Origin of the sequence: Streptomyces sp. NPDC091376 (assembly GCF_044757085.1) — a bacterium.
Taxonomy (GTDB): domain Bacteria; phylum Actinomycetota; class Actinomycetes; order Streptomycetales; family Streptomycetaceae; genus Streptomyces; species Streptomyces pratisoli.
This window is the reverse complement of record NZ_JBIVUF010000001.1, coordinates 551,520-577,831: the sequence shown is the minus strand read 5'-3', so window position 1 is coordinate 577,831 and position 26,312 is coordinate 551,520. Positions and strand designations below refer to the sequence as shown.

The window sequence follows — 26,312 nt, the reverse complement described above, 5'->3', positions numbered from 1 at the left end:
GTAGCTTTTGCACTGACCAGTCAGTTCAAAAGGGGAGGCGGCGTGGACAGCCCGCACGGGGCGGCCGTACGTGCCGAGGGGTTCGGGCTCAAGGGCCCGCGGGGCTGGGCGTTCCAGGGGGTGGACGTCCAGGCCGGCCCCGGCTCGCTCATCGCGATCGAGGGCCCGTCCGGCTCGGGCCGGACGTGTCTGCTGCTCGCGCTCACCGGGCGGATGAAGCCCTCGGTGGGCCGGGCGGAGGTCGGCGGGCTGCCACTGCCGCGCAAGATGGCCGCCGTGCGCCGTATCAGCGCGCTCGGCCCTGTCCCCGGGGTCAGCGATCTCGATCCGGCGCTGACGGTCACCGAGCATCTGCGTGAGCGTGCGCTGCTGCAACGGCGGTTCGACGGCTCGCTTCGCGCGCTGCTGCGGCCGCGCGGCGAACGGGCCGAGTCGGCCCGGAGCCGGATCGCCGAGGCACTGGACACGGCGGGGCTCGACGTGGACGCCCTGCCGAAGGCGGGGCGCACGGCAGTACGGGATCTGGAACGCCTTGAGGCCCTCCGCCTGTCCGTCGCCCTCGCCCTGATCGGCCGGCCCCGGCTGCTGGCCGTGGACGACACCGACCTCAAGCTCTCCGACACGGACCGTGCGCTGGCCTGGGAACTGCTGCGCGACGTCGCCGCTCGGGGCACGACGGTACTGGCCGTGTGCAGCGAGGCGCCGCAGGACGCGGTGCTGATCCGTACGGTCACGACGGCCGCCGGGGAGGCTCAGCCGGGGCCCGTCCCGGATCCCGAGCGGGCGGAGCCCGAGCCCGCCGACGCCACGGACACCCCCGCGGACAGCGAGCCCGCCAAGAGCGCGCCCGACGCCGACCGGCCCGCCGACAGCACACCCGGGCCCGACCGGCCCGACGACGCCACGGACACCCCGGCGGACACCGAGCCCGCCAAGAGCGCGGCCGACGCCGACCGGCCCGCCGACAGCACACCCGGGCCCGACCGGCCCGACGACGCGACGGACACCCCGGCAGAGACCGAGCCCGCCAAGAGCGCGGCCGACGCCGGCCCGGGCCGGCCGGAGGCCGGCGCGGACGGCGCCCAGCACCACACCGACGACACCGAGGAGGGGGCGGCCGATGCGTTCGCCGAGACTGGCCGCGCTTGAGCTGAAGCGGTTCGGGAGGGGCAAGCTGCCGCGTGCCGCGCTCGTCGCGATCCTGTTGCTTCCGCTGCTCTACGGCGCCCTGTACCTGTGGTCCTTCTGGGACCCGTACAGCAGGCTCGACCGGATCCCCGTCGCCCTGGTCAACGACGACAAAGGCGCCACCGCCGACGGCAAGAAGATCGCGGCAGGCGACGAGATCACCCGGAACCTGCTCGACAGCGAGGTCTTCGACTGGCACGAGGTGAGCGCCGCCGAGGCCCGCGAGGGCGTCGAGGAGGGCACGTACTACCTGTCCCTCACCATGCCCGCCGACTTCAGCAAGCGCATCGCCTCCTCCTCCGGCGACGCCCCGGAGACCGGCGCGCTGGAGGTACGGACGAACGACGCGAACAACTACATCGTCGGGCAGATCTCGCGGACGGTCTTCTCCGAGGTGCGCACGGCGGCCTCCACCAAGTCGTCCCGCTCCTTCCTCGACAAGATCTTCATCTCCTTCTCCGACATCCATGACGCGACCGAGAAGGCGGCGAAGGGCGCCGACGAGCTCAAGGACGGCGTCGGCAAGGCCAAGAAGGGCTCGAAGGACCTCTCCGACGGGCTGAAGGACGCCAAGCAGGGCAGCGGCAGGCTCGCGGGCGGCCTGAAGAAGCTCAACAAGGGCGCGGGCGAGCTGGAGACCGGCTCCCGGCGGGTCGCGGACGGGACCCAGAAGCTCGCCGACAGGATCAACGGAGCGGCCGCCGGGGCACGTCCGTACCTCAAGGACAACGGCAAGAAGATCGGCGACTCGGCCCGGCTGGTCTCGGACCTGTCCAAGGCGACCAGGCGCAACCTGGACCTGATCGTCGAGCACGGCCCCGGCCTGCGTTCCGGCGCGCACACGGCCGCCGACAAGCTCGCGGCGCAGTACCAGAAGCGCTGCGTCGACAGTCCCCTGCCCGACATCACCCTGTGCCCGGACCTGAAGCGCGCGGCCGACACGGCCGCGGACGTCGCGACGATCGCCGACGATCTGGACGAGCTGGCCAAGGACGGCAACGGCGATCTGAAGAAGCTGGACGCCGAACTCGCGAAGCTCCAGAAGGGCGCCGACGACCTCGCCAAGCGCGCACCGCGCCTGCACGAGGACGTCGACTACGCCCTCGCCAGGATCAACGAACTGAACTCCGGTGCCCACAAGGTCGCCGATGGAGCCGCGCAGCTGCACACGGGTCTCGCCGGCGCCAAGACCGGTTCCAGCGATCTCGACACCGGCGTCGGCAAGCTCGAGAAGGGCGCGGGCGAACTCGACGGCGGCATGTTCAAGCTCGTCGACGGCTCCGGCGAACTGGCCGGGGGCCTCAACGAGGGCGTCGGCAAGATCCCCGACTACGACAAGAAGGACCGCGACCGCCGTACGGACGTCATGGCCGACCCGGTGCAGCTCGCCTCCCAGTCGATGCACAAGGCGGACAACTACGGCACCGGCTTCGCCCCGTACTTCATCCCGCTCTCCCTCTGGGTGGGCGCGATGGTCGCCTACATGCTGATCCAGCCGCTCAACCGGCGTGCCCTCGCCGCGGGCGCCTCCGCCTGGCGGATCGCCCTCGCGGGCTGGCTGCCGGTGGCCGCGATCGGGCTGCTCCAGGTCGGGGCCCTGCTGGCGGTCCTCCACTGGGGCCTCGGGCTGCAGATGGCCCGCGCAGCCGGGACGACGGCCTTCCTCGCGCTGACGGTGTGCTGCTTCGCCGCGATCATCCAGTGGCTGAACGCCCGCTTCGGAGCGGCGGGCCGGATCCTCGTCCTGGCGGTGCTGATGCTCCAGCTGACCTCGGCGGGCGGCACCTATCCCGTCCAGACGAGCCCGGCGTTCTTCAACGCCATCCACCCCTTCCTGCCGATGACCTACGTGGTCGAGGCACTGCGCCGGCTGATCACGGGCGGCGGCATCGGTCCGGTCTGGCAGGCCACGGCCGTGCTGGCCGCCTTCACCGCCGGGGCGCTCGCGCTCACCGCCGTATCGGCGCGGCGCAAACAGGTGTGGACGTTCGACCGTCTCCATCCCGAGCTGAGTCTGTGAGGCGGCCGAACCTGTGAGAATCGACGCCATGAACAGCAGCAGCACCCGGAGACAGGCGACCCGCGCCAAGCTCTACGAGGCCGCCGTGACCCTCATAGCCGAGCAGGGCTTCTCCGCGACGACGGTCGACGAGATCGCCGAGCGCGCCGGGGTGGCCAAGGGCACGGTCTACTACAACTTCAAGAGCAAGACCGAACTCTTCGAGGAGCTGCTGCGGTACGGCGTGGGCCTGCTCACCGCCTCGCTTCAGGAGGCCGCCGACGAGACGGAGGCGCGCGGCGGCACCAAGGTCGAGGCGCTGGACGGGATGATCAGGGCCGGTCTGCTCTTCATCGACCGCTATCCGGCTTTCACCCAGCTGTACGTCGCCGAGCTGTGGCGCACCAACCGCGCCTGGCAGTCCACGCTGATGGTGGTCCGTCAGCAGGCGGTGGCCGTGGTCGAGACCGTCCTGCGGGAGGGCGTCGAGCGGGGTGAGCTGAGCGCGGAGATCGACGTTCCGCTCACCGCTGCCGCGCTCGTCGGCATGGTGCTGGTGGCGGCGCTCGACTGGCAGGCCTTCCAGCGGGAGCGGTCGATCGACGATGTCCACGCCGCGCTGTCGCGGCTGCTGCACGGACGCGTCAGCGGCTCCTGACGTCGCCCGGAGTCCCGTCCTCCCGGCCCGCACACGAAGAGTGCCGGTCCGGCGAAGCTCGATCCCCCCGAGCTTTGCCGGACCGGCGTATCCCCCGTTCCCCGTTCCCCCGTTGCCCTGTACCGCTGTTCCCCCGGGTCCGGGCAACCCCCGTTCGGTCGGTGCGCCACGCCGTTCCGCCGCCCCGTGCCGGCGGTGCCGGCGCCGCGCCCTCCCGTGGCCTCCACTCTTCCGTCCACGCAGGTCGGACCCCATCCGCGTACCTACTCATCTCCCGCACTAGGTACGGATACTCAGCAGCCCGTGCTCATGCCCACCCGCGGGAGGTCCGGGCTGGTTACGATCGCGTCCGTGTCCGTACTCCCTCTGGTCTTCACGAGCGGCTGGGCCAGCGGGATCAACGCGTACGCGGTGGTCCTGCTGCTCGGCCTGTTCGGCGCGGCCGGGGTCACCGACGAGGTACCCGAGTCGCTGCAGCGCCCCGACGTCCTCATCGCGGCCGGTGTGCTCTTCCTGTGCGAGGCGGTGGCGGACAAGATCCCGTACGTCGACTCGGCCTGGGACTCGGTCCACACGGTGATCCGGCCGGTGGCCGGGGCGGTGGTGGCGGCGCTGCTGGCCGGGGAGAGCGGGTCGCTGCCGGAGCTCGCGGCGGGCGCGGTCGGCGGCTCCACGGCGCTGATGAGCCATCTGGTCAAAGCGGGCACCCGGATGGCGATCAACACGTCACCGGAACCCTTCAGCAATGTCGCCATGAGCACCGCCGAGGATCTCGGCGTCGGCGGGATCGTCACGTTCGCGATGTTCCATCCGCTGCCGGCGGCGATCATCGCGGCGACGCTGCTCGTGCTGGGGCTGGTGATACTGGTCTTCCTCGCCTCGCGGATCCGCCGTTTCCTGCGGCGGTGGGCACAGCGCCGCGAGGAGAGACGCTTGGCGTCGGACCTGCCGGGGCCACCGGGCCCCTGACGGTCCACGGGCCGGGCCCGTGACTGTCGGTGGCGGCCGATAAGGTCCCTGGCATGGCACGGATTGTGGTGATCGGCGCCGGGATGGGCGCCATGGCGGCCGCTGCCCGGCTGGCCGTGGCGGGCCACCGGGTGACGGTGTTCGAGCGCGCGGAGACGTACGGCGGCTCGGTGGGCCGGTTCGAGCGTGACGGCTTCGTCTTCGACACCGGGCCGGGGCTGCTCCATCTGCCCGCCGTATGGCGGGACTTGTTCGTCAAGACCGGCAAGGAGCCGCTGGAGAGCCGCGTCGAGCTGGTCCAGGTCGATCCGGCGAGCCGTCATCTCTTCGCGGACGGCACGGTCGTGGCGCTGCCGAACGCGTCACGGGCGGGTGTCGTCGCGGCGCTGGACGCGGCGCTCGGGGCGGGTTCGGGTGAGCGCTGGGGCGAGTTCCTGGTGCGCGCGCGGGACGCCTGGGACCGCTCGCGGCGACCGCTGCTGGAGGAGCCGCTGCCCGCCGATCCCTCCCGCTTCGGCCGTGACCCGTATCCGGCGGTGAAGGGCGGACTGCTGCGGCGCCCGGCGCGCACCCTCGCCGAGGTGGGCCGGCGGGAGTTGCGCGACGCGCGGCTGGCGGCGCTGCTGGAGAGCCACGCCCTGGCGTACGGCTTCGATCCGGCGACCGTGCCCGCTTCCGCCGCCGTCCTGCCGTACATGGAGCAGACCTTCGGCAGCTGGTACGTGCGCGGCGGGATACGGGCTCTCGCGGACGCCGTCCACGAGCGATGCCTCGCGCGCAGGGTCGAGTTCGTCTTCGGCGCCGAGGTGACGGACGTACGGATCAAGGACGGCCGGGCGGTCGGCGTCGAGCTGGCGGACGGCCGGAGCGTCGAGGCGGACCACGTGGTCGCGGGCTCGCCCGTGCCCGCGCTGTACCGCGACCATGTCCTTGGATGGGACTCCCGGGCGGACTGGCCGCGCTATCAGGAGGCGGTACGGACCGGGCGGGTCACCGTCTGTCTGGCGCTGCGCGGCGCCCGGGAGGACGGCGCGGCGCACCGGACGGTGGTGCACTCGACGGACCGGGCGGACGAACTGGCGGCGCTCGGCGCGGGACGGCTGTGCGAGCGGCCGACGGTGGTGGTGCTGCGGCCCGGCGACGAGCGGCTGCTGCCGGACGGCGCGCACGAGGCGGTCACGGTGACCGCGACCGTCCCCGCGGGGGACAGCTCGTCGCCGGAGAACCTGTGGGGCGAGGGGGCGGCCGGGGCCATGGGCGCGGAGGCGTTCGCGGACCGGATGCTGGAGGCCGCGGCGGCCGCCGTTCCGGGACTGCGGGAGCGGCTGCTGTGGCGCGAGGTGCGCACCCCCGTGGACACCTTCCGGGAGACGGGCGCCCATCAGGTGCCGGGACCCGCGCTGGCCGGTGCGCGCGGGGAGCTGCTTCCCGCGGCCAACTCCTCGCCCGTGCCCGGGCTGTACTTCGCGGGCGGCTGGTCGCATCCGGGCGGCGGGCTCGCGCACAGCGGCATGTCGGGTGCGCTGGTGGCCGGGCTGATCGTGGAGGGTGCCGGCTTCCGCGGCTCACAGTGAGCCCCGGGCAGTGGCCCGCGCCGCGGTGACCCACGAGCAGTGACCCGCGAGCAGTGACCCACGAGCAAAGGCCCCGCGGGTCGCCGCGCGTGCCGACGCCGTGGGTGCCGACGCCGTGGGTGCCGGTGTCAGTAGCGGTACGTCTGGCCGTTGTAGTCGGTCTCGTAGCCCGACTGGTCGTAGCCGTACGGGGAGGGCTGCTCCGGGGGCATCGGCGGGACCTGCTCGCCGTCGCGCTGCTGCGGCACCCAGACACCGCCCGGCGGGGTCTCGCTGTAGCCCTGCTGGGTGGCGTAGGGGTCGGTGTACTGCTGCTGGCCGCCGTAGCTGTCGTACGAGCCGTAGCCCTGCGTGCCGATGTACGGATCGGAGTAGGCGGCGTACTGCTGCTGTCCGGTGCCGTAGTCGTACGGACCGGTGTAGGCGTCGTGGGCGCCGACCGGCTGTTCGTAGCTGTGGCCCTGGGAGTAGGCGTCGGCGTAGCCCGTCGACCAGGTGCCGTAGCCGCTGTCGTTCTGCCCCTGCGCCTGCCCCTGGTTGGCGTACGCCGTGTCGGTGTAGATGCCGTACTGGCCGGTGTCCTCCGGGAGCGGCTGCGGCTCGTACACGGCCGACGAGCCGTCGTCCGGGTGCTCTGCCATGCCCTGGTGGGAGGGATCGGCCGGGCCGGAGTCCTCGTACGCGAGGTCGGTCACCTCGAGAGTGGGCTCACGGTCGACGGGGCCGCCGCCGGACCTGCGGCGCCGGCTGGAGCCCGGGCTGCCGCCGATCGCCCAGCCGGTCGAGAAGCCGCGGCGGAAGGAGAGCGTGACATAGGTCTGGCCGACCGCGAAGGCGACGGCACCGATGCCGATCACGATCACGTTCGGCATCAGCACGCCGACGACCACGCCCAGGAATCCGACGAACGCGACCAGCCGCCAGCGCAGCCTCGCCTTGTACTGCAGCAGCACCTCGCCCAGCAGCCACAGCGCGACAATGCCGAACGCGATGTAGAGCACCGTCCAGCCCATGCCCGCCCCTCTCCTGCGGCCCTCCGCCCGGGGTAGCGGCGGATACGGCCGGTCACGACTGCTGGTGCAGTCCGAGATTCTCGTAGATTTCGAGCGTCGCCGTGGAGTTGTTGAGCGTGATGAAGTGCAATCCGGGGACACCCTCGGAGAGCAGCCGCGCGCAGAACTCCGTTGCGAACTCGATACCGATGGAGCGTACAGCGGCGGGGTCGTCCCCGACGGCGCGGATCCTTTGTTCGAGTGCGGGCGGGAACGACGCGTTGCTGAGCTGCGCGAACCGCTCGATCTGCTTGACGCTGGTGACAGGCATGATCTCGGGGATGATCGGGGTCTCGCAGCCTGCCTGCGCGACCCGGTCGCGCAGCCGCAGATAGTCCTCGGGCCGGAAGAACATCTGGGTGATCGCGTAGTCGGCACCGGCACGACACTTGTCCACGAAGTGCTGGACGTCCGAATCCCAGTCGGCCGACCGGGGGTGCATCTCGGGGAAGGCCGCGACACCGACACAGAAGTCGCCCGACTCCTTGATGAGCCTGACCAGGTCCGCCGCGTAGCGCACGCCGTCCGGGTGCTCGACCCACTCGCCCATGGGATCGCCCGGCGGGTCGCCGCGGACCGCCAGGATGTTCCTGATCCCGGCGTCGGCGTACTGGCCGATCATGTTCCGCAACTCGGCGACGGAATGGTTGACCGCGGTGAGGTGCGCGACCGGCGTGAGCGTGGTGTCGGCGGCGATCTGCTGGGTCGCCTTCACCGTGCCCGCCCGGGTGGAGCCTCCGGCTCCGTAGGTCACCGAGACGAAGTTCGGCTGGACCGCCTCCACCCGCCGCAGCGCGTTCCAGAGGTTCCGTTCACCCTTCTCCGTCTTGGGCGCCCAGAACTCGAACGAGTACGACGTCTTGTCGGTGGCGAGCAGCTCGCGCACGGTACGTGCGCGATCCGTCCGGGTGGAAGCTGTGCCGAGGGCCATACTCGCAGGTTATCCAGGGCCCACCGGTCTCCCAACCGTATTCCACCCATCGGACACCGATCGCTCATGAAACGGCCTACTGGGCGTAGGACCGTATCCGCTTGGTGAGACCGGCGGCTGCCGCGGCCGGGTCGTCGGCCTCCGTGATCGCCCGGACGACGACGACGCGCCGCGCGCCCGCCTCCAGGACCTGGTCGAGGTTGCCCGCGTCGATCCCGCCGATCGCGAACCAGGGCCGGTCCTGGCCGAGCGCGGCCGCGTACCGCACGAGGTCCAGGCCAGGGGCGTGGCGGCCCGGCTTGGTCGGGGTGGGCCAGCACGGGCCGGTGCAGAAGTAGTCGACGCCGGGCTCGGCCGCCGCCGCGTCGACCTCCTCGGTGGCGTGGGTCGAGCGGCCGATCAGCACGTCGGGCCCGAGGATCGCCCGGGCGGCGGGCACGGGCAGATCGCCCTGGCCCAGATGCAGCACGTCGGAGCGGACGGCGTGGGCGACATCGGCCCGGTCATTGACCGCCAGCAGCTTGCCGTGGCGGCGGCAGGCGTCCGCGAAGACCGCGAGGTGCTCCAGCTCCTCACCGGCCTCCATGCCCTTGTCCCGCAGCTGCACGATGTCCACCCCGGAGGACAGGACGGCGTCCAGGAACTCGGGGAGGTCGCCCTGGCGCTTGCGCGCGTCCGTGCAGAGGTAGAGCCGGGCGTCGGACAGCGGCGCACGGGAATCGGACATGGGTGATACCCCCCGGTGGGTCGGCGGTGCGCGGACCGGGTCCGGCCGGGTGGCCGGACTGCGGTCCGCGCACCGCGTCGAGCGGTGTGCAGGTCGGGCGATGCGGGAAGCGACGTCAGACGGCGAGCGCCTGTGCCCGGCGCTTCACCTCCGTGCCGCGATTCTCCCCGAGAGCCTCCACGGGGGTTCCCGGCAGGGTCGGGTCGGGAGTGAAGAGCCACTCCAGCATCTCTTCGTCGGTGAAGCCGTCGTCCTTCAGGAGCGTCAGGGTGCCGGAGAGGCCCTTGACGACCTTGTCGCCCTTGATGAAGGCGGCCGGGACCTGGAGCGTCCGGTTCTCACCGCGGCGCACGGCGATCAGCTGGCCCTCCTTGACCAGCTGCCGCACGCGCGTCACCTCGACATCGAGCTTTTCTGCGATGTCCGGCAGGTGGAGCCAGGCGGGGACGAGAGCATCGATCTTTGCGTCAATCTCGGTCACGGGACAAGCCTGCCATCCCGGACTGACAGTCGGTAGCCGGGCCCGCCTGAGCTGCGGCCTTCAGAGGGACAACGACGGCGTGGCGGCACCTCAGAGCGCCGCCGCCTTCAGCGGGACGGCCGGGTCGGCGGCGCGCTGCGGGTCGAGCCGGGCCCCGGACTCGATGAGCCTGCGCCCCTGGGCCAGGTCGCGGGGCCTGCCTACCGCCAGGAGGGCGACGAGGATCCCGTCCCGCAGCCACAGCACCGACCAGGAGGCGTCGGCCGGGTCGCCTCGCCGGACGAGGGTTCCGGCGCCGCCGTGGTGTCCCGCGTACTGCACGAAGCGGCCGAACTGCTCGGACCAGAAGTACGGCACCGGGTCGTAGATCTCCCCCGGCTCGGCCGGCCGTCCCGCGTCGGCGCCGATGACGTTGGCCGCGACCGTGCGCGGGCCCTGGAGCGCGTTGTCCCAGTGGTGGACGAGCAGCCGCTGCCCGTAGCGGCCGGACGGGAAGGAGGCGCAGTCCCCGACCGCGTACACATCGGGCAGTGAGGTGCGCAGTCGTTCGTCCGCGGTGATCGAGCCGTCGGCGCCGAGGTCGATTCCCGACCCGGCGAGCCAGCGGGTGGCGGGGCGTGCGCCGATGCCGACGACGACGGCGCCGGCGGCCAGCCGACGACCGTCGGCGAGGACGACCGTGCCCGGCTCGACGGCGGCGACCCGCGCGTCGGTGAGGAGTTCCGCGCCGCTCTGGGCGTACCAGTCCGTCATCGGGGCGGTGACCTCGGCGGGCAGGGCGCCGGGAAGGGGACGGTCGGCGGCCTCGACCACGGTGACCGCGCACCCGGCCTCGCGGGCGGCGGTGGCGAACTCCGCACCGATCCAGCCGGCCCCGACGACCACGATGTCGTGCTGCCGCTGCAGCACCGGACGCAGCCGTTCCGCGTCGTCCAGGGTGCGCAGCAGATGGACGCCGGGGACGCCTTCGGTGCCGGGCAGGGCCAGCGGTTCCGCGCCGGTGGCGATGACGAGGACGTCGTACGCGACGGGACCGGCCGGGGTGTCGAGCTCGTGCGCCCCCGGCCGCAGGCCACTGGCCTCACGGCCGAGCTGCAGGTCCACCGACAGGGCCTCGAAATCGACATCGAAGGCGGAGCCCTCCGCCGTGCCGAGCAGGACGGCCTTGGAGAGCGGCGGCCGGTCGTAGGGCTGGTGGGGCTCGGCGCCGATGAGGGTGATGCTGCCCGTGAAGCCCTGTTCACGCAGGGCCACGGCGGTCTGGACGCCTGCCATGCCCGCGCCGACGATGACGACACGGCGGCTCTGCGCCGTCTGCTCGGTCTCACTCACCCGGCCACCCTAACCATCTGACGAAACGTCAGGAAGGCGAACCGCCCCTCGCCCCGGCGGGACCGGGCCCGGGCTCCCCTACTGCCCGTTGGGCCGCGGGGTTAGGCTGGCCACCGTACCGATACTCGCGGGAGCCCGGACGCACCGGGCTGAGAGGGAGGCTGGGCGGCCTCCGACCGTACGAACCTGATCCGGGTCATGCCGGCGAAGGGAGGGTCTGAAGACGTATGCGTCCAGCGCATTCACCAGGACGATCCGCGGACGTCCTCGTCATCGGGGGCGGAATCATCGGCCTCGTCACGGCCTGGCGGGCGGCCCAGCGCGGGCTGCGGACCGCGCTCGCCGATCCCGCGCCGGGCGGCGGAGCCGCCCAGGTCGCGGCGGGCATGCTCGCGGCCGTGACGGAGCTCCACTACGGCGAGGAGACCCTGCTCGGGCTGAACCTCGCCTCCGCCCGGCGCTATCCGCAGTTCGTCGCCGAGCTGGAGGAGGCGAGCGGCCAGGACACCGGATACCGCTGCTGCGGGACGCTCGCCGTCGCGCTCGACGCCGACGACCGGGCCGGACTGCGGGATCTGCACGCCCTGCAGCAGCGCTGCGGGCTGGAGTCGGACTGGCTCACCGGCCGGGAGTGCCGGCGCCTGGAGCCGATGCTGGCACCCGGGGTGCGCGGCGGGCTGCGGGTGGACGGCGACCACCAGATCGATCCGCGACGGCTGGCGAAGGCGCTGGTCGTGGCCTGCGAGCGGGCCGGGGTGACCTTCCACCGCCACTGGGTGGAGCGGCTGTCCGTGGCACGGGACCGGGCCACCGGAGCCGTGCTCGCCGACGGCGGCGAGGTCGCCGCGGACCAGGTGGTGCTGGCCGCGGGCAGTCTGAGCGGCCGGCTGGCCGGGGTACCCCCGCAGGTGCTCCCTCCGGTACGGCCCGTGAAGGGGCAGGTGCTGCGGCTGACCGTGCCGGAGACCTACGCGCCGTTCCTGTCCCGCACGGTGCGGGCCGTGGTGCGCGGCAGCCATGTCTATCTCGTGCCGCGCGAGAACGGCGAGCTGGTCGTGGGCGCGACCAGCGAGGAGCTGGGCTGGGACACGACGGTCACGGCGGGCGGCGTCTACGAGCTGCTGCGCGACGCGCACGAGCTGGTGCCCGGCCTCACCGAACTGCCGCTGACCGAGACCCGGGCAGGGCTGCGCCCGGGATCCCCGGACAACGCCCCGATGCTGGGGCCCTCGGAACTGCCGGGTCTGCTGCTCGCCACCGGTCACTACCGCAACGGCGTCCTGCTCACCCCGGTGACCGGCGATGTCATGGCGCACGTCCTGGTCACCGGTGGCCTTCCGGAGGAGGCACGCGCCTTCAGCCCGCACCGCTTCTCTTCCGCTCCGTCTCCCGCTCGACAGGAGTTGTCCGCATGACCGCGCCCATGAACACCGTGTCCGTGAACGGGGAACCGCGCGACATCGCGACCGGCACGACGCTCGACGCACTCGTCGCCATGCTCACCGCCGCGCCGTCCGGGGTCGCCGCCGCCGTCAACGAGACCGTCGTCCCGCGCGGCGAATGGTCCGGGACCCTGCTCGGCGAAGGTGATCGCGTCGAGGTCCTCACCGCAGTCCAGGGAGGCTGACCAGTCATGGCCGACGACCGTTTTCTGCTGGGCGGAGTGGAGTTCTCGTCCCGACTGATCATGGGGACGGGCGGGGCGCCGAGCCTCGACGTACTGGAGCGCTCGCTGATCGCGAGCGGCACGGAACTGACGACGGTGGCGATGCGCCGTCTCGACCCGAGCGTGCACGGATCCGTGCTCTCCGTGCTGGACCGCCTCGGCATCCAGGTCCTGCCGAACACCGCGGGCTGCTTCACCGCGGGCGAGGCGGTGCTGACCGCACGGCTCGCCCGCGAGGCCCTCGGGACCGGCTGGATCAAGCTGGAGGTGGTGGCGGACGAGCGGACGCTGCTGCCCGATCCCATCGAACTGCTGGACGCGGCGGAGGTGCTCGTCGACGACGGTTTCACGGTGCTGCCGTACACCAACGACGACCCCGTCCTCGCCCGGAAACTGGAGGACGCCGGCTGCGCGGCGATCATGCCGCTCGGCTCTCCGATCGGCTCCGGGCTCGGCATCCGCAATCCGCACAACTTCCAGCTGATCACCGAGCGGGCCGGGGTCCCCGTGATCCTGGACGCCGGCGCGGGTACGGCGTCGGACGCGGCGCTGGCGATGGAGCTGGGGTGCTCGGCGGTGATGCTGGCGTCGGCGGTCACCCGTGCGCAGGAGCCCGTGCTGATGGCCGAGGCCATGCGCCACGCGGTCGAGGCGGGCCGCCTGGCCCACCGCGCGGGCCGCATCCCCCGCCGCCACTTCGCCGAGGCGTCCTCCCCGGTGGAGGGCCGGGCGGCCCTGGACCCGGAGCGCCCTGCGTTCTGAGTACCCAGGGGTCCGGGGGCGGTGGCGAGGAGGTTCGGGGGCGCGCGGGTCCGGGCGTGGGCGCGCGCGTCACAGGTGCGCTGCAGTACGGGCACCGCCCCGCCCGAGGGTGGCCGGAGCACCTGGCACGGCTCGTAGACTCAACCGCGTGGATACGACCCTTCAGGACCCCCTCGTCGGGCAGGTGCTCGACGGCCGCTACCGCGTCGACGCGCGCGTCGCCGTCGGCGGGATGGCCACGGTCTACCGGGCCGTGGACACCCGGCTCGACCGGGTGCTCGCCCTCAAGGTGATGCACCCGGATCTCGCGACGGACGCCACGTTCGTCGAGCGCTTCATCCGGGAAGCGAAGTCCGTGGCGCGGCTGTCCCACCCGAATGTGGTGGGGGTGTACGACCAGGGAGCGCAGGGCGCGTACGTCTATCTCGCGATGGAGTACGTACCCGGATGCACCCTCCGCGACGTGTTGCGCGAGCGCGGTGCGCTCCAGCCACGGGCGGCGCTGGACATCCTCGAACCGGTGCTGGCCGCGCTCGGCGCCGCCCACCGGGCCGGGTTCGTGCACCGGGACATGAAGCCGGAGAACGTCCTCATCGGGGACGACGGCAGGGTGAAGGTCGCCGACTTCGGGCTGGTCAGGGCCGTGGGGTCCGTGACGAACACCACGGGGTCGGTGCTCGGGACCGTCTCGTACCTCGCGCCGGAGCAGATCGAGTCGGGCACCGCCGACACCCGCGCGGACGTCTACGCCTGCGGTGTCGTGCTCTACGAGATGCTGACCGGCGGCAAACCGCACTCGGGCGACACCCCCGCCGCGGTCCTCTACCAGCACCTCAACGAGGACGTGCCGGCCCCGTCCGCGGCCGTACCCGGGCTCGCCCCGGAGCTGGACGGGCTCGTCGCGAGCGCCACGGCCCGCGATCCCCGGGCACGTCCGTACGACGCCGTCGCGCTGCTCGCGGGGACCCGTGAGGCGCGTGCCGCGCTCGGCGACGACCAGCTCGACGCCGTGCCGCCGCGGGCGCGGACCGCGGACCCCGGCGGAGCCGCCCGTGCCGAGGACCGTACGAGCGTGATCGCGCGGCCGCTGCCCACCGAGGGGGAAGCGGTCCACCGGACCAGCCGGCTGGAGATGCCGCCGCCCGGTCCCGCGCGGCCCGCCCGGGGCCGCCGTCGCCCGGTCCCGCGGCGCGGGATGCTGGCCGCCGTCGTCGCGGTGCTGCTGGTTCTCGGTGTGGGCGCCGGGGTCTGGTACATCAACTCGGGGCAGTTCACGCGTGTGCCCACCGTCCTCGGTCAGAGCGAAGCCGCGGCGAGGGAGCGGCTCACCGCCGCCGGCCTGGACGTGGAGCGGACGACGAAGGGCTTCAGCGACGTCTACCGGCGGGGCACCGTCATGGACGTCGACCCCGACCCCGGCGGACGCATCCGCGACAACGGCTCGGTGACGCTCGTCATCTCCCGCGGCCCCGAGATCGTCAAGGTCCCGAAGGTGGAGGGCCTACCCCTCGCCGAGGCGCGGAGCGCGCTGCGCAGGGTCGGGCTCGCCCCGGGTGTGGTCACCAGGGAGTTCAGCGAGGAGGCCGCGCAGGGCGTGGTCATCAGCTCGGACCCGGCCGCCGGCACCGACCGCCGCCCGGACTCCGCGGTGGCGCTCGTCGTCAGCAAGGGCGCCCCGGTCGACGTCCCGGACGTCACCGGCGAGTCCGTCGAGGACGCCACGAGCACCCTCGAGGACGCCGGGCTGAAGGTCACGGTGGCCGCCGGGCGGGTCCACTCCCCCGCGGACGCCGGCACCGTCGCCACCCAGTCCCCCGCCGAGGGCCGGCAGGCCGCCACGGGGGACACCATCACCCTCACCGTCTCCAAGGGCCCCCGGATGATCGCGGTCCCGGACGTCACCGGCGACAAGCTGGAAGACGCACGGAGCGAGCTCGAGCAGGCCGGCTTCGAGGTCAAGGTCGAGCGCGCTTTCCCGTTCCTCGGCGACACCGTCGAGAGCCAGTCCGTCGAGGGCGGCGGCAAGGCTCCCGAGGGCAGCACGATCACCATCAAGACCAAGGGGATCTAGATCCGATGCACAGCCCTGTCGGCGCCCATGTCCCCGTGGCCGGCGGCCTGGCCAGGACGGGTCTGACGTACGCCCGCGAGATCGTCGCCGAGAGCGTCCAGGTCTTCGTCGCCAATCCGCGCGGCTGGGCGACGCCACCGGGGAACCCGGCGCAGGACGAGCGGTTCCGTGAGGAGTGCGCGGCCGAGGGCATACCCGCGTACGTCCACGCGCCGTATCTGATCAACTTCGGTTCGCACAGCACCGAAACCGCCGAGCGGTCCGTGGAGTCGCTGCGTCATTCACTGCGCCGTGGGCGGGAGATCGGCGCGCTGGGCGTGGTCGTGCACACCGGGTCGGCGACGGGGGGCCGGACGCGCGCGACGGCGCTCGCGCAGGTACGGGAGCTGGTGCTGCCGCTGCTGGACGAGCTCACGCATGACGACGACCCGTTCCTGCTGCTGGAGCCGACCGCCGGTCAGGGCTTCTCGCTCTGCTCCTTGGTCGAGGACCTCGGCCCGTACTTCGACGCGCTGGACGCCCATCCCCGGCTGGGCGTCTGTCTGGACACCTGCCACGCCTTCGCCGCCGGCCACGATCTGGCCGCGCCGGGCGGTGCCGGACGGGCGCTGGATCTGCTGGTGAGCACGGTCGGCGAGGGGCGGCTGAAGCTGATCCACGCGAACGACTCCAAGGATGTCGTGGGAGCCCGCAAGGACCGCCACGAGAACATCGGCGCCGGTCACATCGGTGAGGACGCCTTTCGTGAGGTGATGCGCCACCCTGCGGCGGACGGCGTGCCGCTGATCATCGAGACCCCTGGCGGGCGGCACGGGAAGGAGACGTACGCAGCCGATGTGGCGCTGCTGAAGAAGCTCCGCGACGGCTGAGGATTCCTTGAGGAATACCCTGGGGGGGTATACGGTTCCCGCTGTCGGAAGGAACCGCTACCCGGCTGTGGGGGTTGTCTCATGCAGCACGACGCACACGCTCATCACCGCACCGAACAGTCCGGCGCGCACGCGGGCCACGAGGGACACGGGGCCACGGCCGACTGGCCGACGGCCGCCAGGGCCACCCTCCACTGCCTCACCGGCTGTGCCGTCGGCGAGGTCCTCGGCATGGTCATCGGCACCGCCCTGGGCTGGGGCACCGTCCCGACGATGGTTCTCGCGATCGTCCTCGCGTTCTTCTTCGGGTACTCGCTGACCCTCTGGGCGGTCGTACGCGCCGGGCTGAGCCTGAAGGCCGCGATCGGTGTCGCCCTCGCCGCCGACACGCTCTCCATCGCCGTGATGGAGCTCGTCGACAACGGCGTACTGCTGCTGGTTCCGGGCGCGATGGACGCCCATCTGTCGGACGGGCTGTTCTGGGGCGCGCTCGCCTTCGCCTTCCTCGTCGCGTTCCTGGTCACGACTCCGGTCAACAAGTGGATGATCGGCCGCGGCAAGGGCCACGCGGTGGTGCACCAGTACCACTAGGCCGGACCGGCTCCTGGAACCCGGGTCGGGTCAGAACTCGGGCCCGTCGCCCGGCTGCTCCTGGTACGAGTAGCGCTGCTCGCGCCAGGGGTCGCCGAGGTTGTGATAGCCCCGCTCCTCCCAGAAGCCGCGGCGGTCGGCGGTCATGTACTCCACGCCCCGCACCCACTTCGGGCCCTTCCAGGCGTACAGGTGCGGTACGACGAGCCGCAGCGGGAAGCCGTGCTCGGCGGTGAGCAGCTCACCGTCCTTGTGGGTGGCGAAGATCGTGCGCTCGGAGAGGAAGTCGGAGAGGCGCAGATTGGCGCTGAAACCGTATTCGGCCCAGACCATGACGTGGGTGGCGGCCGGGGCCGGCGGGGCCAGGTCGAGGATCGTCCGGGCGGGCACCCCGCCCCATTCGGCCCCCAGCATGCTGAATTTCGTCACGCAGTGGAGATCGGCGACGACCGTCGAGAACGGCAGGGCCGAGAACTCCTCGTGGTTCCAGCAGTGCTTGTCGCCGTCCGCGGTGGCGCCGAAGACCCGGAATTCCCAGCGTTCCGGCTTGAACTTGGGGACGGGTCCGTAATGGGTGACCGGCCAGCCGCGCTGGAGTCGCTGCCCCGGAGGAAGCTCGGACTGTTCTGACGCCCGGTGTTCCCGGCTCTCCGGCTGACCCATGCCTTCAATGGTGACAGACCAGGAGGGGTGGTCATGACCAGGTCTGAGCCGATTCGGGCAACTCCTACTAAGGAGGCACTTACTGGACGGCTCAACGATCACGGTGCGAGGATGCGGCCATCCTGCCCGAGTCACACGCGCGGAAGGAGCCTCTGCGATGCAGGGCGACCCCGAGGTCATCGAGTTCCTCAATGAGCAGCTGACTGCCGAATTGACCGCGATCAACCAGTACTTCCTGCACGCGAAGATGCAGGAGAACTTCGGCTGGACGAAGCTCGCCAAGTACACCCGGGCCGAGTCGTTCGACGAGATGAAGCACGCCGAGGTGCTGACCGACCGGATCCTGTTCCTGGACGGCCTGCCGAACTACCAGCGGCTGTTCCATGTGCGGGTCGGCCAGACGGTCACCGAGATGTTCCAGGCGGACCGGCAGGTCGAGGTCGAGGCCATCGACCGGCTGCGGCGCGGTATCGAGGTCATGCGGAACAAGGGCGACATCACGTCCGCGAACATCTTCGAGTCGATCCTGGCCGACGAGGAGCACCACATCGACTATCTCGACACCCAGCTCGAACTGGTCGAGAAGCTCGGCGAGGCGCTCTACATCGCGCAGCTGATCGAGCAGCCGGAGAGCTGACCGCGCCGGGAGACGCGGTGCCGGGCCGCTAGGCCGCTTCGCGCAGCCGGCCCGGAGAGACGGTCTCCAGCGCGTCCGGGGTCACGTCCTCGGCCAGTACGGCTGCGCCGTTCCCCTGCTCGAGCAGTTCGCGGCGCGGGCAGGCACCACGGCCGAGGAGGCCCTGGATACGGCGCACGCACGAACCGCAGTCGGTGCCGGCCTTGGAGACCGAAGCGATCTGGCGGGGTGTGCAGGCACCCGCCTCCGCGTGCTCCTTGACCTGCTTCTCCGTGATGCCGAAGCACGAGCAGACGTACACGCGGTTCACCTCCCGGCGGGATCGTTCAGTGGTGCCGTCCCGACTTCTCGGTGAGGCTAACCTAACCTTACCCGCCGGCCGCGGGTCATAAAAGCCCGGGATATGACTGTGGGGCGCGGATCACATGGATCCGCGCCCCACAGTCATGAGTCGTCGCTGAGCGCTGCGATCACTGGTCGCGGTACATCTCCGCCACCAGGAACGCCAGGTCGAGCGACTGGCTGCGGTTGAGCCGGGGGTCGCACGCCGTCTCGTACCGCTGGTGCAGATCGTCGACGAAGATCTCGTCGCCGCCGCCCACGCACTCGGTGACGTCGTCACCGGTGAGCTCCACGTGGATGCCACCCGGGTGGGTGCCCAGCGCCTTGTGGACCTCGAAGAAGCCCTTGACCTCGTCGAGCACGTCGTCGAAGCGGCGCGTCTTGTGGCCGGAGGCCGCCTCGAAGGTGTTGCCGTGCATCGGGTCGGTCACCCAGGCCACCGTGGCACCGGAGGCCGTGACCTTCTCGACCAGCTCCGGGAGCCGGTCCCGGACCTTGTCGGCGCCCATGCGGACGACGAAGGTCAGCCGGCCGGGCTCGCGCTCGGGGTCCAGCCTGTCGATGTACTGCAGCGCCTCGTCGACCGTGGTCGACGGGCCGAGCTTCACGCCGATGGGGTTGCGGATCCTCGACGCGAACTCGATGTGCGCGCCGTCCAGCTGGCGGGTGCGCTCACCGATCCAGACCATGTGGCCCGAGACGTCGTACAGGTTCCCCGTACGGGAGTCGACGCGGGTCAGCGCCGACTCGTAGTCCAGCAGCAGGGCCTCGTGCGAGGCGTAGAACTCGACGGTGCGGAACTCGGCCGGGTCGGTGCCGCAGGCCTTCATGAAGTTCAGCGCGTTGTCGATCTCGCGCGCGAGCTGCTCGTAGCGCTGCCCGGACGGGGACGACTTCACGAAGTCCTGGTTCCAGGCGTGCACCTGGCGCAGGTCGGCGTAGCCACCGGTGGTGAAGGCGCGCACCAGGTTCAGCGTCGACGCGGAGGCGTGGTACATCCGCTTCAGCCGCTCGGGGTCCGGGACGCGGGCCTCTTCGGTGAAGTCGAAGCCGTTGACGGAGTCGCCCCGGTAGGTCGGGAGCGTCACGCCGTCGCGGGTCTCCGTGGGCTTGGAGCGGGGCTTGGAGTACTGACCGGCGATCCGGCCGACCTTCACGACGGGCACGGATGCGGCGTACGTGAGCACCGCACCCATCTGGAGCAGGGTCTTGAGCTTGTTACGGATGTGGTCTGCGGACACCGCGTCGAAGGCCTCGGCGCAGTCGCCGCCCTGGAGCAGGAACGCCTCGCCCTTGGCGACGGCACCCATCCGGGCGCGCAGCTGGTCGCACTCGCCCGCGAAGACGAGCGGCGGATACGACTCGAGGTCCGCGATCACATCGCGCAGAGCCTCGGCATCGGGGTACTCGGGCTGCTGCGCCGCGGGCAGGTCTCGCCAGGTGTTGCCACCGGTTGCGGTGGGCTTAGCGTTCACGGTCACCCTCACCACATTACGGGGTGAACAGCGCTGTCCATGTCGCGGCCCAGGGAGTGAGACGGCTCGCACGGCCGGACCCGTGTTCCTGGGGTAGGGTTCCGGACATGTTCGCGCAGACGACCCAGAACTGGTGGTGGACCGCTCATCCGGCGGCCCACTGACTGATCGCGCGCAACAGGAATCGCGAAGGCCGCCCGAGGGGCGGCCTTTCTCGTGTCTCCGCGGGCCGTTCCTCTCCACTCCACCCGGAAGGAACCCACGGATGCACCCACGGACGCACATCATCGGCAGACTGCTGGACGACCCCGCCGCGCCGCCGTTCGCCCTGCTGCGCAGGCGCACCCCGGGCCGCGACCACGACACCGTCGAAGTGCTGACCGGCCGGATCGAAGAGGCCGAACGGCTCGCCGACATCCCGGTCGGAGATCTCCCCTCGCTCGCGCTGGTGCCGTTCCGGCAGATCAGGGAGCGCGGCTTCGACGTACGCGACGACGGCACCCCGCTGTCCGTCCTGGTCGCCGAGGAGTGCTTCGAGATCCCGCTGGACGAGGCGCTCGACCGGCTCCCGGCGCATGAGGTGCGCGTCGAGGGCGGGGGCTTCGACGTCGGCGACGAGGAGTACGCGCAGACCGTCCGGCGGGTCGTCGAGGACGAGATCGGGCGCGGGGAGGGTGCGAACTTCGTCATCCGGCGGACGTTCACCGGCGCGATCCCGGGCTTCGGCAGGGCTGACGCCCTCGCCCTGTTCCGGCGGCTGCTCGCCGCGGAGCGCGGCGCGTACTGGACGTTCGTCGTGCACACCGGCGCCGGGGCGGGAGGGCGCGTGCTGGTCGGCGCGAGCCCGGAGGTGCACGTCCGGATGTCCGGCGGCACGGTCGTCATGAACCCGATCAGCGGCACGTACCGCTATCCGGCGTCCGGACCGACGGCTTCCGGTCTGCTGGACTTCCTCGCCGACCGCAAGGAGACCGACGAGCTCTCCATGGTCGTCGACGAGGAACTCAAGATGATGTGCACGGTCGGCGACATGGGCGGCGTCGTGATCGGGCCCCGGCTCAAGGAGATGGCCCATCTCGCGCACACCGAGTACGAGCTGCGCGGGCGCTCCTCGCTCGACGTCCGCGAAGTGCTGCGCGAGACGATGTTCGCGGCGACGGTCACCGGATCGCCGGTGCAGAACGCGTGCCGGGTCATCGAGCGGTACGAGGACGGGGGGCGCGGGTACTACGCGGGCGCGCTGGCGTTGCTGGGGCGGGACGCGGGCGGCGCGCAGACCCTGGACTCGCCGATCCTGATCCGTACCGCCGACATCTCGGCCGCGGGAGAGGTACGCGTCCCGGTCGGCGCCACGCTGGTCCGCCACTCGGACCCGCTCTCCGAGGTGGCGGAGACGCACACCAAGGCGGCGGGGGTGCTGGCCGCGCTGGGGGTGCTTCCGGGGCCGGCCCGGGAGGATTCGGCGCGGCCCCGACTGGCGGACGATCCCCGGGTGCGGGAGGCACTGGACGCCCGGCGGGCGGACCTGGCGCCGTTCTGGCTGCGGATGCAGTCCCTGCCGGAGCGGGTCACCGGCCACGCCCTCGTGGTGGACGGCGAGGACACGTTCACCGCAATGCTGGCCCATCTGCTGCGGGGGGCGGGGCTGGCGGTGACCGTACGCCGCTACGACGAGCCGGGGGTGCGGGAGGCCGCGCTGGCCCATGAGGGGCCGGTGGTCCTGGGCCCGGGGCCCGGCGATCCGTCGGACGCGGCCGATCCCAGGATGCGGGTGCTGCGGTCGCTGACCGCGGAGCTGGTGCGGGGGCACCGGGGCGGGCTGCTGGGAGTGTGCCTCGGCCACGAGCTGATCGCGTCGGAACTGGGCCTGCGCATCGCCCGCAAGGACGCGCCGTTCCAGGGCGCGCAGGTGGGCATCGATCTGTTCGGCCGTGAGGAGACGGTCGGCTTCTACAACAGCTTCACGGCGGTCTGCGACGACTCGGCGGCGGCCGCCTTGTCGGCGCGGGGCGTCGAGCTGAGCCGCGACCTCCTCACCGGCGAGGTCCACGCTCTTCGGGGCGCCGGCTTCGCGGGCATCCAGTTCCACCCGGAGTCGGTCCTGACGCTGCGCGGCCCGGAGATCGTGCGGGGCCTGCTGGAGGGGCTGGTCCGCGAGCGGCTCGCATAGCGCGGGGCGCGTGGTCGGGGGTGCGGGGTGCCGGCTTCCTCTGGGCACCCGGGCCCCGGGGACGCGTACACGCGGCATCGCCCGACCGACGGGCACCCGGCGCCGGGGGTCGGGCCCACCCGTTGCGCCCCGCGGAACGCATGCCCGCAAGGGGCCTGCGGGCCGCGTGGGGTGCGGCCCGCAGGGGTGGCAGCGGTCAGCCGAAGAAGACGCCGACCTCCTTGTAGAGCGCCGGGTCCACCGTCTTCAGCTTCGCCGTCGCCTCGGCGATCGGGACACGGACGATGTCGGTGCCGCGGAGGGCGACCATCTTGCCGTAGTCGTGGTCGCGGATCGCGTCGATCGCGTGGAGGCCGAAGCGGGTGGCCAGCCAGCGGTCGAAGGCGCTGGGCGTGCCGCCGCGCTGGACGTGGCCGAGGACCGTCGTCCTGGCCTCCTTGCCGGTGCGCTTCTCGATCTCCTTGGCCAGCCACTCGCCGACCCCCGACAGCCGGACGTGCCCGAACGAGTCGAGCGTCCCGTCCTTGAGGACCATCTCGCCGTCCTTGGGCATCGCGCCCTCCGCGACCACCACGATCGGCGCGTACGAGGCGCGGAAGCGCGATGTGACCCACGCGCAGACCTGGTCCACGTCGAACCGCTGCTCCGGGATGAGGATGACGTTCGCCCCGCCCGCCAGCCCCGAGTGCAGCGCGATCCACCCCGCGTGACGGCCCATCACCTCGACCACCAGGACCCGCATATGGGACTCCGCGGTGGTGTGCAGCCGGTCGATCGCCTCCGTCGCGATGCCCACGGCCGTGTCGAAGCCGAAGGTGTAGTCCGTGGCGGACAGATCGTTGTCGATGGTCTTCGGCACGCCCACGCAGTTGACGCCGTACTCGTCGGAGAGCCGGGCGGCGACGCCGAGGGTGTCCTCGCCGCCGATCGCGATCAGCGCCTCGACCTCCTGCTTGGCGAGGTTCTCCTTGATCCGGCGGATCCCGTTCTCCACCTTGAGGGGGTTGGTGCGGGAGGAGCCGAGGATGGTGCCTCCGCGCGGCAGGATGCCGCGCACGGCGGGGATGTCCAGCCGGACCGCGTCGCCCTCCAGCGGCCCGCGCCAGCCGTCCCGGTAACCGGTGAACTCGAATCCGTACTCCTGCACGCCCTTGCGGACGATGCCGCGGATGACCGCGTTGAGGCCGGGGCAGTCGCCGCCCCCGGTCAGTACTCCGACGCGCATGGAAGGTCCCTTCGCCGTCGCTGGTGACATATGGGAGCCACGCTAGTAGTGACCCAGGTCACTCCGGGACGGTACGAAAGGTGAATTCCCGGCACGGGGACGGCAGTTGACGTCCAGCCGTTCACTCGATCGAGTGTCAGGCGTCGTCGAGCCCGCGCTCTATCGCGTACCGCACGAGCTCCACGCGGTTGTGCAGCTGCAGCTTCCCCAGCGTGTTCTGCACATGGTTCTGCACCGTGCGGTGCGAGATGACCAGACGCTCGGCGATCTGCTTGTACGAGAGGCCCTTGGCGACCAGCCGCAGCACCTCCGTCTCCCGCTCGGTGAGCTGCGGCGCCTTCGGTTCGTCGGGCCCCGCGGCCGGCAGGGGCTCGGTGGCCAGCCGCCGGTACTCCCCGAGGACCAGTCCGGCCAGGCCGGGGGTGAAGACCGGGTCGCCGGCGGCGGTGCGCCGCACGGCATCCACCAGTTCCTCGGTGCTGGCCGACTTCAGCAGATAGCCCGTCGCCCCGGACTTGACCGCCTCCAGGACATCGGCGTGCTCACCGCTCGCGGACAGCACCAGGACCCGCAGCGCCGGGTTCGCCCCCACCAGCTCCTTGCAGACCTGGACGCCCGGCATCCCGGGCAGGTTCAGATCGAGGACGAGCACATCGGGCCCGACGGCCCCGGCCCTGCGCACCGCCTGCGGCCCGTCGCCCGCCGTGGCCACCACGTCGTAGCCGGACTCGGCCAGATCGCGTGCGACGGCGTCCCGCCACATCGGGTGGTCGTCGACCACCATCACCCTGATCGGCTGCTCGCTCATCTATCCGTCCGCCTTCCCCCGAGTCCCCGCGGGACCTTCAACTCGACTTCCGTACCCTGTCCCGGCACCGAGATCAGCTCCGCCGCGCCGCCTATGTCCCGCAGCCGGCCGCGGATCGAGAGCGCGACGCCGAGCCGCCCCTCCCCCTCCGCCTGGGCGAGCCGCCCGTCCGGGATGCCCGGCCCGTCGTCCCGGACCGTGACGATCACCTCGTCCGGCCAGTCCTCGACCAGGATCCAGGCCTGTGCGTCGTCGCCGACGTGCCTGCGGACATTGTCCAGGGCGGCACCGACAGCGGCCGCGAGCTCCTTCGCCGAGTGCGGCGGCAGCAGTACCGGGGCGCCGGGCTCGGACAGGGTCACCCGGCAACCGGCGTGCGGCGCCAGGAGCGTGCGCAGGTCGCACGGGACCGCGGCGGCGGATCCGTCCGGGCCCTCCGGCTCCTCCACGACCCGGACCACCGCGCCCTGCGTCTCGTCCTCCGACACCCGCGACGCGGGCAGCAGACCGCCGGCGACCAGGGTGCGCAGGGCGATCTCCTGATCACCCGCCATCCGGCCGAGTTCCGCCGCCTCACCGCCGATCGCCGTGCCGCGCCGCTGCACCATGGCCAGTACCTGGAGCACGCTGTCGTGGATGTCGCGGGCCAGCCGCTCCCGCTCCCGGGTGGCCGCCTCGATCTCCAGGGCGCGGGCCAGCGTGCGCTCGGACGCACGGGCGACCTCGACGACGTAGCCGATCGCGATGGAGGCGACCCACACCAGCAGGACGTTGTGGAAGGTGTCCCGGCTGGGCTCACCGCGCTCGATGATGTTGGCGACGGCGACCAGGGAGGACGCGAAGCCCGCCCAGCGCCACCCGCCCTTGATCGCGAACGCGAGGACCGATCCCGCCGTCCAGATCGAGGGCAGCGTCGGACCGTCCATCTGCTGCGCCTGCTCGTCGGCGAGCGGGGTGAGCAGGATTCCGGCGAGGGCGATGGTGAGGTCGGCGGCGAGGAAACGCCGGGTGCACGCGGTGGCGTTCGCCACCCTGGGGAGCGTGGCGAACGTCCAGAGCACCATCACGGCGAGGAAGCCCACGGCCACCCAGGGACGCTCGTACTTGTCACGTGCGAAGAGGAAGAGGGCGACCGCGTAGCCCATCGTCAGCACGCGGTACGCCGTCAGCGCGCGCCACAGCGGCAGCTCCACCGACATGCGGACGACCCGCTCGCGCTTGGCCATGCCCCCGATCCCCCCAACCAGTCCCGGACACCCGTGGACCGACGACGCTAGTGTGCGCCGTCCCGTTCCGTCGTGCCCGCGTCCTGCGCGTCCTTCGTGCCCGCGGCCTTCGTGTCGTTCGCGTCGTGCGGGGCCGCGGCCTCCTTGACGGCCTTGGCCGCCTTCTCCGCTTCCTTCGCGGCCTTCTCCGCGTCCGCGATCTGCCGCTTGGCCGCCGTGGCGTAGACGTCCACGTACTCCTGGCCGGAAAGCTTCATGATCTCGTACATGACCTCGTCGGTCACCGAGCGCAGGATGAAGCGGTCGTGCTCCATGCCGTGATACCGGCTGAAGTCGAGCGGCCTGCCGATCCGGATCCCCGGGCGCATCAGCTTGGGGACGACCTTGCCGGGCGGCTGGATCTTCTCGGTGTCGATCATCGCGACCGGGATGACCGGCGCGCCGGTGGCGAGCGCCACGCGCGCGAGGCCGCCCGGCTTGCCGCGGTAGAGCCGGCCGTCCGGCGAGCGGGTGCCCTCCGGGTAGATGCCGAACAGCTCACCGCGCTCGATGACCTCGATACCGCTCTTGATGGCGGCCTCGCCCGCGCCGCGCGCGCCGGACCGGTCCACCGGCAACTGGCCGACGCCCTTGAAGAAGGCCGCCGTGAGCTTGCCCTTGATCCCCGGGGAGGTGAAGTACTCGGCCTTGGCGATGAAGGTGACCTTGCGGTCCAGCACCGCGGGGAGGAAGAAGGAGTCCGAGAAGGACAGGTGGTTGCTCGCGAGGATCGCCGGCCCCTCGGCGGGGATGTTCTCGAGGCCCTCCACCCACGGCCTGAAGGCGAGTTTCAGTGTCCCTCCGATGGAGAACTTCATTGCGCCGTAGATCAACTCGAGTGCCTTCCTGGTATCCGT

Annotated in this window: 26 protein-coding genes and 1 riboswitch; of the genes, 14 read left to right on the top strand and 12 right to left on the bottom strand. The window is 71.8% G+C overall.

Annotation, left to right across the window (positions count from 1 at the left end; translation table 11 throughout):
* The first annotated feature begins 42 nt into the window (after positions 1–42).
* The 5 genes from ACIQMR_RS02550 to ACIQMR_RS02530 all read left to right on the top strand — a co-directional run bounded on the left by ACIQMR_RS02550 (position 43) and on the right by ACIQMR_RS02530 (position 6,388).
* The gene (locus tag ACIQMR_RS02550) at positions 43–1,149 is read left to right on the top strand and encodes an ATP-binding cassette domain-containing protein (protein ID WP_401381956.1); all 1,107 of its coding nucleotides are present in this window, start codon (positions 43–45) and stop codon (positions 1,147–1,149) included.
* Positions 1,121–3,208: a YhgE/Pip family protein gene (locus tag ACIQMR_RS02545; protein ID WP_401381954.1), complete on the top strand. Its 2,088-nt coding sequence runs from the start codon at positions 1,121–1,123 to the stop codon at positions 3,206–3,208. The genes ACIQMR_RS02550 and ACIQMR_RS02545 overlap by 29 nt, the downstream gene beginning before the upstream one ends.
* 28 nt (positions 3,209–3,236) lie before the next feature.
* Positions 3,237–3,845: a TetR/AcrR family transcriptional regulator gene (locus ACIQMR_RS02540; protein WP_401381952.1), complete on the top strand. Its 609-nt coding sequence runs from the start codon at positions 3,237–3,239 to the stop codon at positions 3,843–3,845.
* A gap of 351 nt (positions 3,846–4,196) precedes the next feature.
* The gene (locus ACIQMR_RS02535) at positions 4,197–4,814 is read left to right on the top strand and encodes a DUF4126 domain-containing protein (protein ID WP_401381950.1); all 618 of its coding nucleotides are present in this window, start codon (positions 4,197–4,199) and stop codon (positions 4,812–4,814) included.
* 53 nt (positions 4,815–4,867) lie between these two features.
* Positions 4,868–6,388: a phytoene desaturase family protein gene (locus tag ACIQMR_RS02530; protein ID WP_401381947.1), complete on the top strand. Its 1,521-nt coding sequence runs from the start codon at positions 4,868–4,870 to the stop codon at positions 6,386–6,388.
* Positions 6,389–6,516: 128 nt separating this feature from the next.
* Here the strand turns inward: ACIQMR_RS02530 and ACIQMR_RS02525 are convergent, their stop codons facing one another.
* The 5 genes from ACIQMR_RS02525 to ACIQMR_RS02505 form a co-directional block, all read right to left on the bottom strand.
* Complete coding sequence (locus tag ACIQMR_RS02525) at positions 6,517–7,401, bottom strand: hypothetical protein (RefSeq protein ID WP_401381945.1); 885 nt, start codon at positions 7,399–7,401, stop codon at positions 6,517–6,519.
* 52 nt (positions 7,402–7,453) lie between these two features.
* Complete coding sequence (metF, locus tag ACIQMR_RS02520) at positions 7,454–8,371, bottom strand: methylenetetrahydrofolate reductase [NAD(P)H] (protein WP_401381942.1); 918 nt, start codon at positions 8,369–8,371, stop codon at positions 7,454–7,456.
* 76 nt (positions 8,372–8,447) lie between these two features.
* On the bottom strand, positions 8,448–9,098 hold the full coding sequence (gene thiE / locus ACIQMR_RS02515; protein WP_401381939.1) for a thiamine phosphate synthase: 651 nt from the start codon (positions 9,096–9,098) through the stop codon (positions 8,448–8,450).
* 115 nt (positions 9,099–9,213) lie between these two features.
* On the bottom strand, positions 9,214–9,579 hold the full coding sequence (locus ACIQMR_RS02510) for an Rv2175c family DNA-binding protein (RefSeq protein WP_266374825.1): 366 nt from the start codon (positions 9,577–9,579) through the stop codon (positions 9,214–9,216).
* Positions 9,580–9,669: 90 nt separating this feature from the next.
* The gene (locus ACIQMR_RS02505; RefSeq protein ID WP_401381936.1) at positions 9,670–10,911 is read right to left on the bottom strand and encodes an NAD(P)/FAD-dependent oxidoreductase; all 1,242 of its coding nucleotides are present in this window, start codon (positions 10,909–10,911) and stop codon (positions 9,670–9,672) included.
* A 117-nt stretch (positions 10,912–11,028) separates the two neighbouring features.
* Positions 11,029–11,141: riboswitch (TPP riboswitch) on the top strand.
* Between ACIQMR_RS02505 and thiO the strand changes: the two genes are divergently transcribed.
* From thiO to ACIQMR_RS02475, 6 genes are all read left to right on the top strand, one after another.
* The gene (gene thiO, locus ACIQMR_RS02500) at positions 11,139–12,326 is read left to right on the top strand and encodes a glycine oxidase ThiO (protein WP_401381935.1); all 1,188 of its coding nucleotides are present in this window, start codon (positions 11,139–11,141) and stop codon (positions 12,324–12,326) included. (Overlaps the previous riboswitch by 3 nt.)
* A complete protein-coding gene (gene thiS / locus ACIQMR_RS02495) occupies positions 12,323–12,538 on the top strand; it encodes a sulfur carrier protein ThiS (RefSeq protein ID WP_266374819.1) in 216 nt (71 codons plus the stop codon). Before thiO ends, thiS begins: the two co-directional genes overlap by 4 nt.
* A 6-nt stretch (positions 12,539–12,544) precedes the next feature.
* The gene (locus tag ACIQMR_RS02490) at positions 12,545–13,339 is read left to right on the top strand and encodes a thiazole synthase (protein WP_401381933.1); all 795 of its coding nucleotides are present in this window, start codon (positions 12,545–12,547) and stop codon (positions 13,337–13,339) included.
* A 148-nt stretch (positions 13,340–13,487) separates the two neighbouring features.
* On the top strand, positions 13,488–15,410 hold the full coding sequence (gene pknB, locus ACIQMR_RS02485) for a Stk1 family PASTA domain-containing Ser/Thr kinase (protein ID WP_401381930.1): 1,923 nt from the start codon (positions 13,488–13,490) through the stop codon (positions 15,408–15,410).
* 5 nt (positions 15,411–15,415) lie between these two features.
* Positions 15,416–16,279: a deoxyribonuclease IV gene (locus tag ACIQMR_RS02480; protein ID WP_401381928.1), complete on the top strand. Its 864-nt coding sequence runs from the start codon at positions 15,416–15,418 to the stop codon at positions 16,277–16,279.
* A gap of 81 nt (positions 16,280–16,360) precedes the next feature.
* Entirely contained in the window at positions 16,361–16,870 is a 510-nt protein-coding gene (locus ACIQMR_RS02475) for a DUF4396 domain-containing protein (protein WP_401381926.1), read from the top strand.
* Between the two features lie 30 nt (positions 16,871–16,900).
* Here ACIQMR_RS02475 and ACIQMR_RS02470 read toward each other — a convergent pair whose 3' ends face one another.
* Positions 16,901–17,533, bottom strand: a complete 633-nt coding sequence (locus ACIQMR_RS02470) for a sulfite oxidase-like oxidoreductase (protein ID WP_401381924.1) — start codon at positions 17,531–17,533, stop codon at positions 16,901–16,903.
* A gap of 157 nt (positions 17,534–17,690) precedes the next feature.
* Between ACIQMR_RS02470 and bfr the strand changes: the two genes are divergently transcribed.
* Positions 17,691–18,170 carry a bacterioferritin gene (gene bfr / locus ACIQMR_RS02465; RefSeq protein ID WP_358664801.1) on the top strand — a complete coding sequence of 160 codons (480 nt, stop codon included), beginning with the start codon at positions 17,691–17,693 and terminating at the stop codon, positions 18,168–18,170.
* 28 nt (positions 18,171–18,198) lie between these two features.
* Here bfr and ACIQMR_RS02460 read toward each other — a convergent pair whose 3' ends face one another.
* Positions 18,199–18,471 (bottom strand): bacterioferritin-associated ferredoxin, encoded by a 273-nt coding sequence (locus ACIQMR_RS02460; protein WP_266374812.1) that lies wholly within the window; start codon positions 18,469–18,471, stop codon positions 18,199–18,201.
* Between the two features lie 169 nt (positions 18,472–18,640).
* Entirely contained in the window at positions 18,641–19,987 is a 1,347-nt protein-coding gene (locus ACIQMR_RS02455; protein ID WP_401382669.1) for a class II 3-deoxy-7-phosphoheptulonate synthase, read from the bottom strand.
* Between the two features lie 107 nt (positions 19,988–20,094).
* Here ACIQMR_RS02455 and ACIQMR_RS02450 point away from each other — a divergent pair, with 107 nt between their 5' ends.
* Positions 20,095–20,151, top strand: coding sequence for a trp operon leader peptide (locus tag ACIQMR_RS02450; RefSeq protein ID WP_078513512.1), 57 nt, complete (start codon positions 20,095–20,097; stop codon positions 20,149–20,151).
* 101 nt (positions 20,152–20,252) lie between these two features.
* Entirely contained in the window at positions 20,253–22,157 is a 1,905-nt protein-coding gene (locus tag ACIQMR_RS02445) for an anthranilate synthase family protein (RefSeq protein ID WP_401381920.1), read from the top strand.
* A 196-nt stretch (positions 22,158–22,353) separates the two neighbouring features.
* Here the strand turns inward: ACIQMR_RS02445 and ACIQMR_RS02440 are convergent, their stop codons facing one another.
* The 4 genes from ACIQMR_RS02440 to ACIQMR_RS02425 form a co-directional block, all read right to left on the bottom strand.
* The gene (locus ACIQMR_RS02440; protein WP_401381917.1) at positions 22,354–23,382 is read right to left on the bottom strand and encodes a 6-phosphofructokinase; all 1,029 of its coding nucleotides are present in this window, start codon (positions 23,380–23,382) and stop codon (positions 22,354–22,356) included.
* Positions 23,383–23,518: 136 nt separating this feature from the next.
* Positions 23,519–24,190, bottom strand: coding sequence for a response regulator (locus tag ACIQMR_RS02435; protein WP_401381914.1), 672 nt, complete (start codon positions 24,188–24,190; stop codon positions 23,519–23,521).
* Entirely contained in the window at positions 24,187–25,416 is a 1,230-nt protein-coding gene (gene macS, locus ACIQMR_RS02430; protein ID WP_401381913.1) for a MacS family sensor histidine kinase, read from the bottom strand. The genes ACIQMR_RS02435 and macS overlap by 4 nt, the downstream gene beginning before the upstream one ends.
* 47 nt (positions 25,417–25,463) lie before the next feature.
* Positions 25,464–26,273: a lysophospholipid acyltransferase family protein gene (locus tag ACIQMR_RS02425; RefSeq protein ID WP_401382666.1), complete on the bottom strand. Its 810-nt coding sequence runs from the start codon at positions 26,271–26,273 to the stop codon at positions 25,464–25,466.
* Positions 26,274–26,312 lie beyond the last annotated feature (39 nt).

Excerpts from the sequence above, each read along its gene's own strand:
- ACIQMR_RS02435 (WP_401381914.1), bottom strand. The coding sequence starts at position 24,190 with ATGAGCGAGCAGCCGATCAGGGTGATGGTGGTCGACGACCACCCGATG.
- ACIQMR_RS02470 (WP_401381924.1), bottom strand. The coding sequence starts at position 17,533 with ATGGGTCAGCCGGAGAGCCGGGAACACCGGGCGTCAGAACAGTCCGAG.
- metF (WP_401381942.1), bottom strand. The coding sequence starts at position 8,371 with ATGGCCCTCGGCACAGCTTCCACCCGGACGGATCGCGCACGTACCGTG.
- ACIQMR_RS02525 (WP_401381945.1), bottom strand. The coding sequence starts at position 7,401 with ATGGGCTGGACGGTGCTCTACATCGCGTTCGGCATTGTCGCGCTGTGG.
- ACIQMR_RS02475 (WP_401381926.1), top strand. The coding sequence starts at position 16,361 with ATGCAGCACGACGCACACGCTCATCACCGCACCGAACAGTCCGGCGCG.
- macS (WP_401381913.1), bottom strand. The coding sequence starts at position 25,416 with ATGGCCAAGCGCGAGCGGGTCGTCCGCATGTCGGTGGAGCTGCCGCTG.
- ACIQMR_RS02545 (WP_401381954.1), top strand. The coding sequence starts at position 1,121 with ATGCGTTCGCCGAGACTGGCCGCGCTTGAGCTGAAGCGGTTCGGGAGG.
- ACIQMR_RS02490 (WP_401381933.1), top strand. The coding sequence starts at position 12,545 with ATGGCCGACGACCGTTTTCTGCTGGGCGGAGTGGAGTTCTCGTCCCGA.
- ACIQMR_RS02530 (WP_401381947.1), top strand. The coding sequence starts at position 4,868 with ATGGCACGGATTGTGGTGATCGGCGCCGGGATGGGCGCCATGGCGGCC.
- ACIQMR_RS02480 (WP_401381928.1), top strand. The coding sequence starts at position 15,416 with ATGCACAGCCCTGTCGGCGCCCATGTCCCCGTGGCCGGCGGCCTGGCC.
- ACIQMR_RS02425 (WP_401382666.1), bottom strand. The coding sequence starts at position 26,273 with ATGAAGTTCTCCATCGGAGGGACACTGAAACTCGCCTTCAGGCCGTGG.
- bfr (WP_358664801.1), top strand. The coding sequence starts at position 17,691 with ATGCAGGGCGACCCCGAGGTCATCGAGTTCCTCAATGAGCAGCTGACT.
- thiS (WP_266374819.1), top strand. The coding sequence starts at position 12,323 with ATGACCGCGCCCATGAACACCGTGTCCGTGAACGGGGAACCGCGCGAC.
- ACIQMR_RS02440 (WP_401381917.1), bottom strand. The coding sequence starts at position 23,382 with ATGCGCGTCGGAGTACTGACCGGGGGCGGCGACTGCCCCGGCCTCAAC.
- thiO (WP_401381935.1), top strand. The coding sequence starts at position 11,139 with ATGCGTCCAGCGCATTCACCAGGACGATCCGCGGACGTCCTCGTCATC.
- ACIQMR_RS02540 (WP_401381952.1), top strand. The coding sequence starts at position 3,237 with ATGAACAGCAGCAGCACCCGGAGACAGGCGACCCGCGCCAAGCTCTAC.
- thiE (WP_401381939.1), bottom strand. The coding sequence starts at position 9,098 with ATGTCCGATTCCCGTGCGCCGCTGTCCGACGCCCGGCTCTACCTCTGC.
- ACIQMR_RS02445 (WP_401381920.1), top strand. The coding sequence starts at position 20,253 with ATGCACCCACGGACGCACATCATCGGCAGACTGCTGGACGACCCCGCC.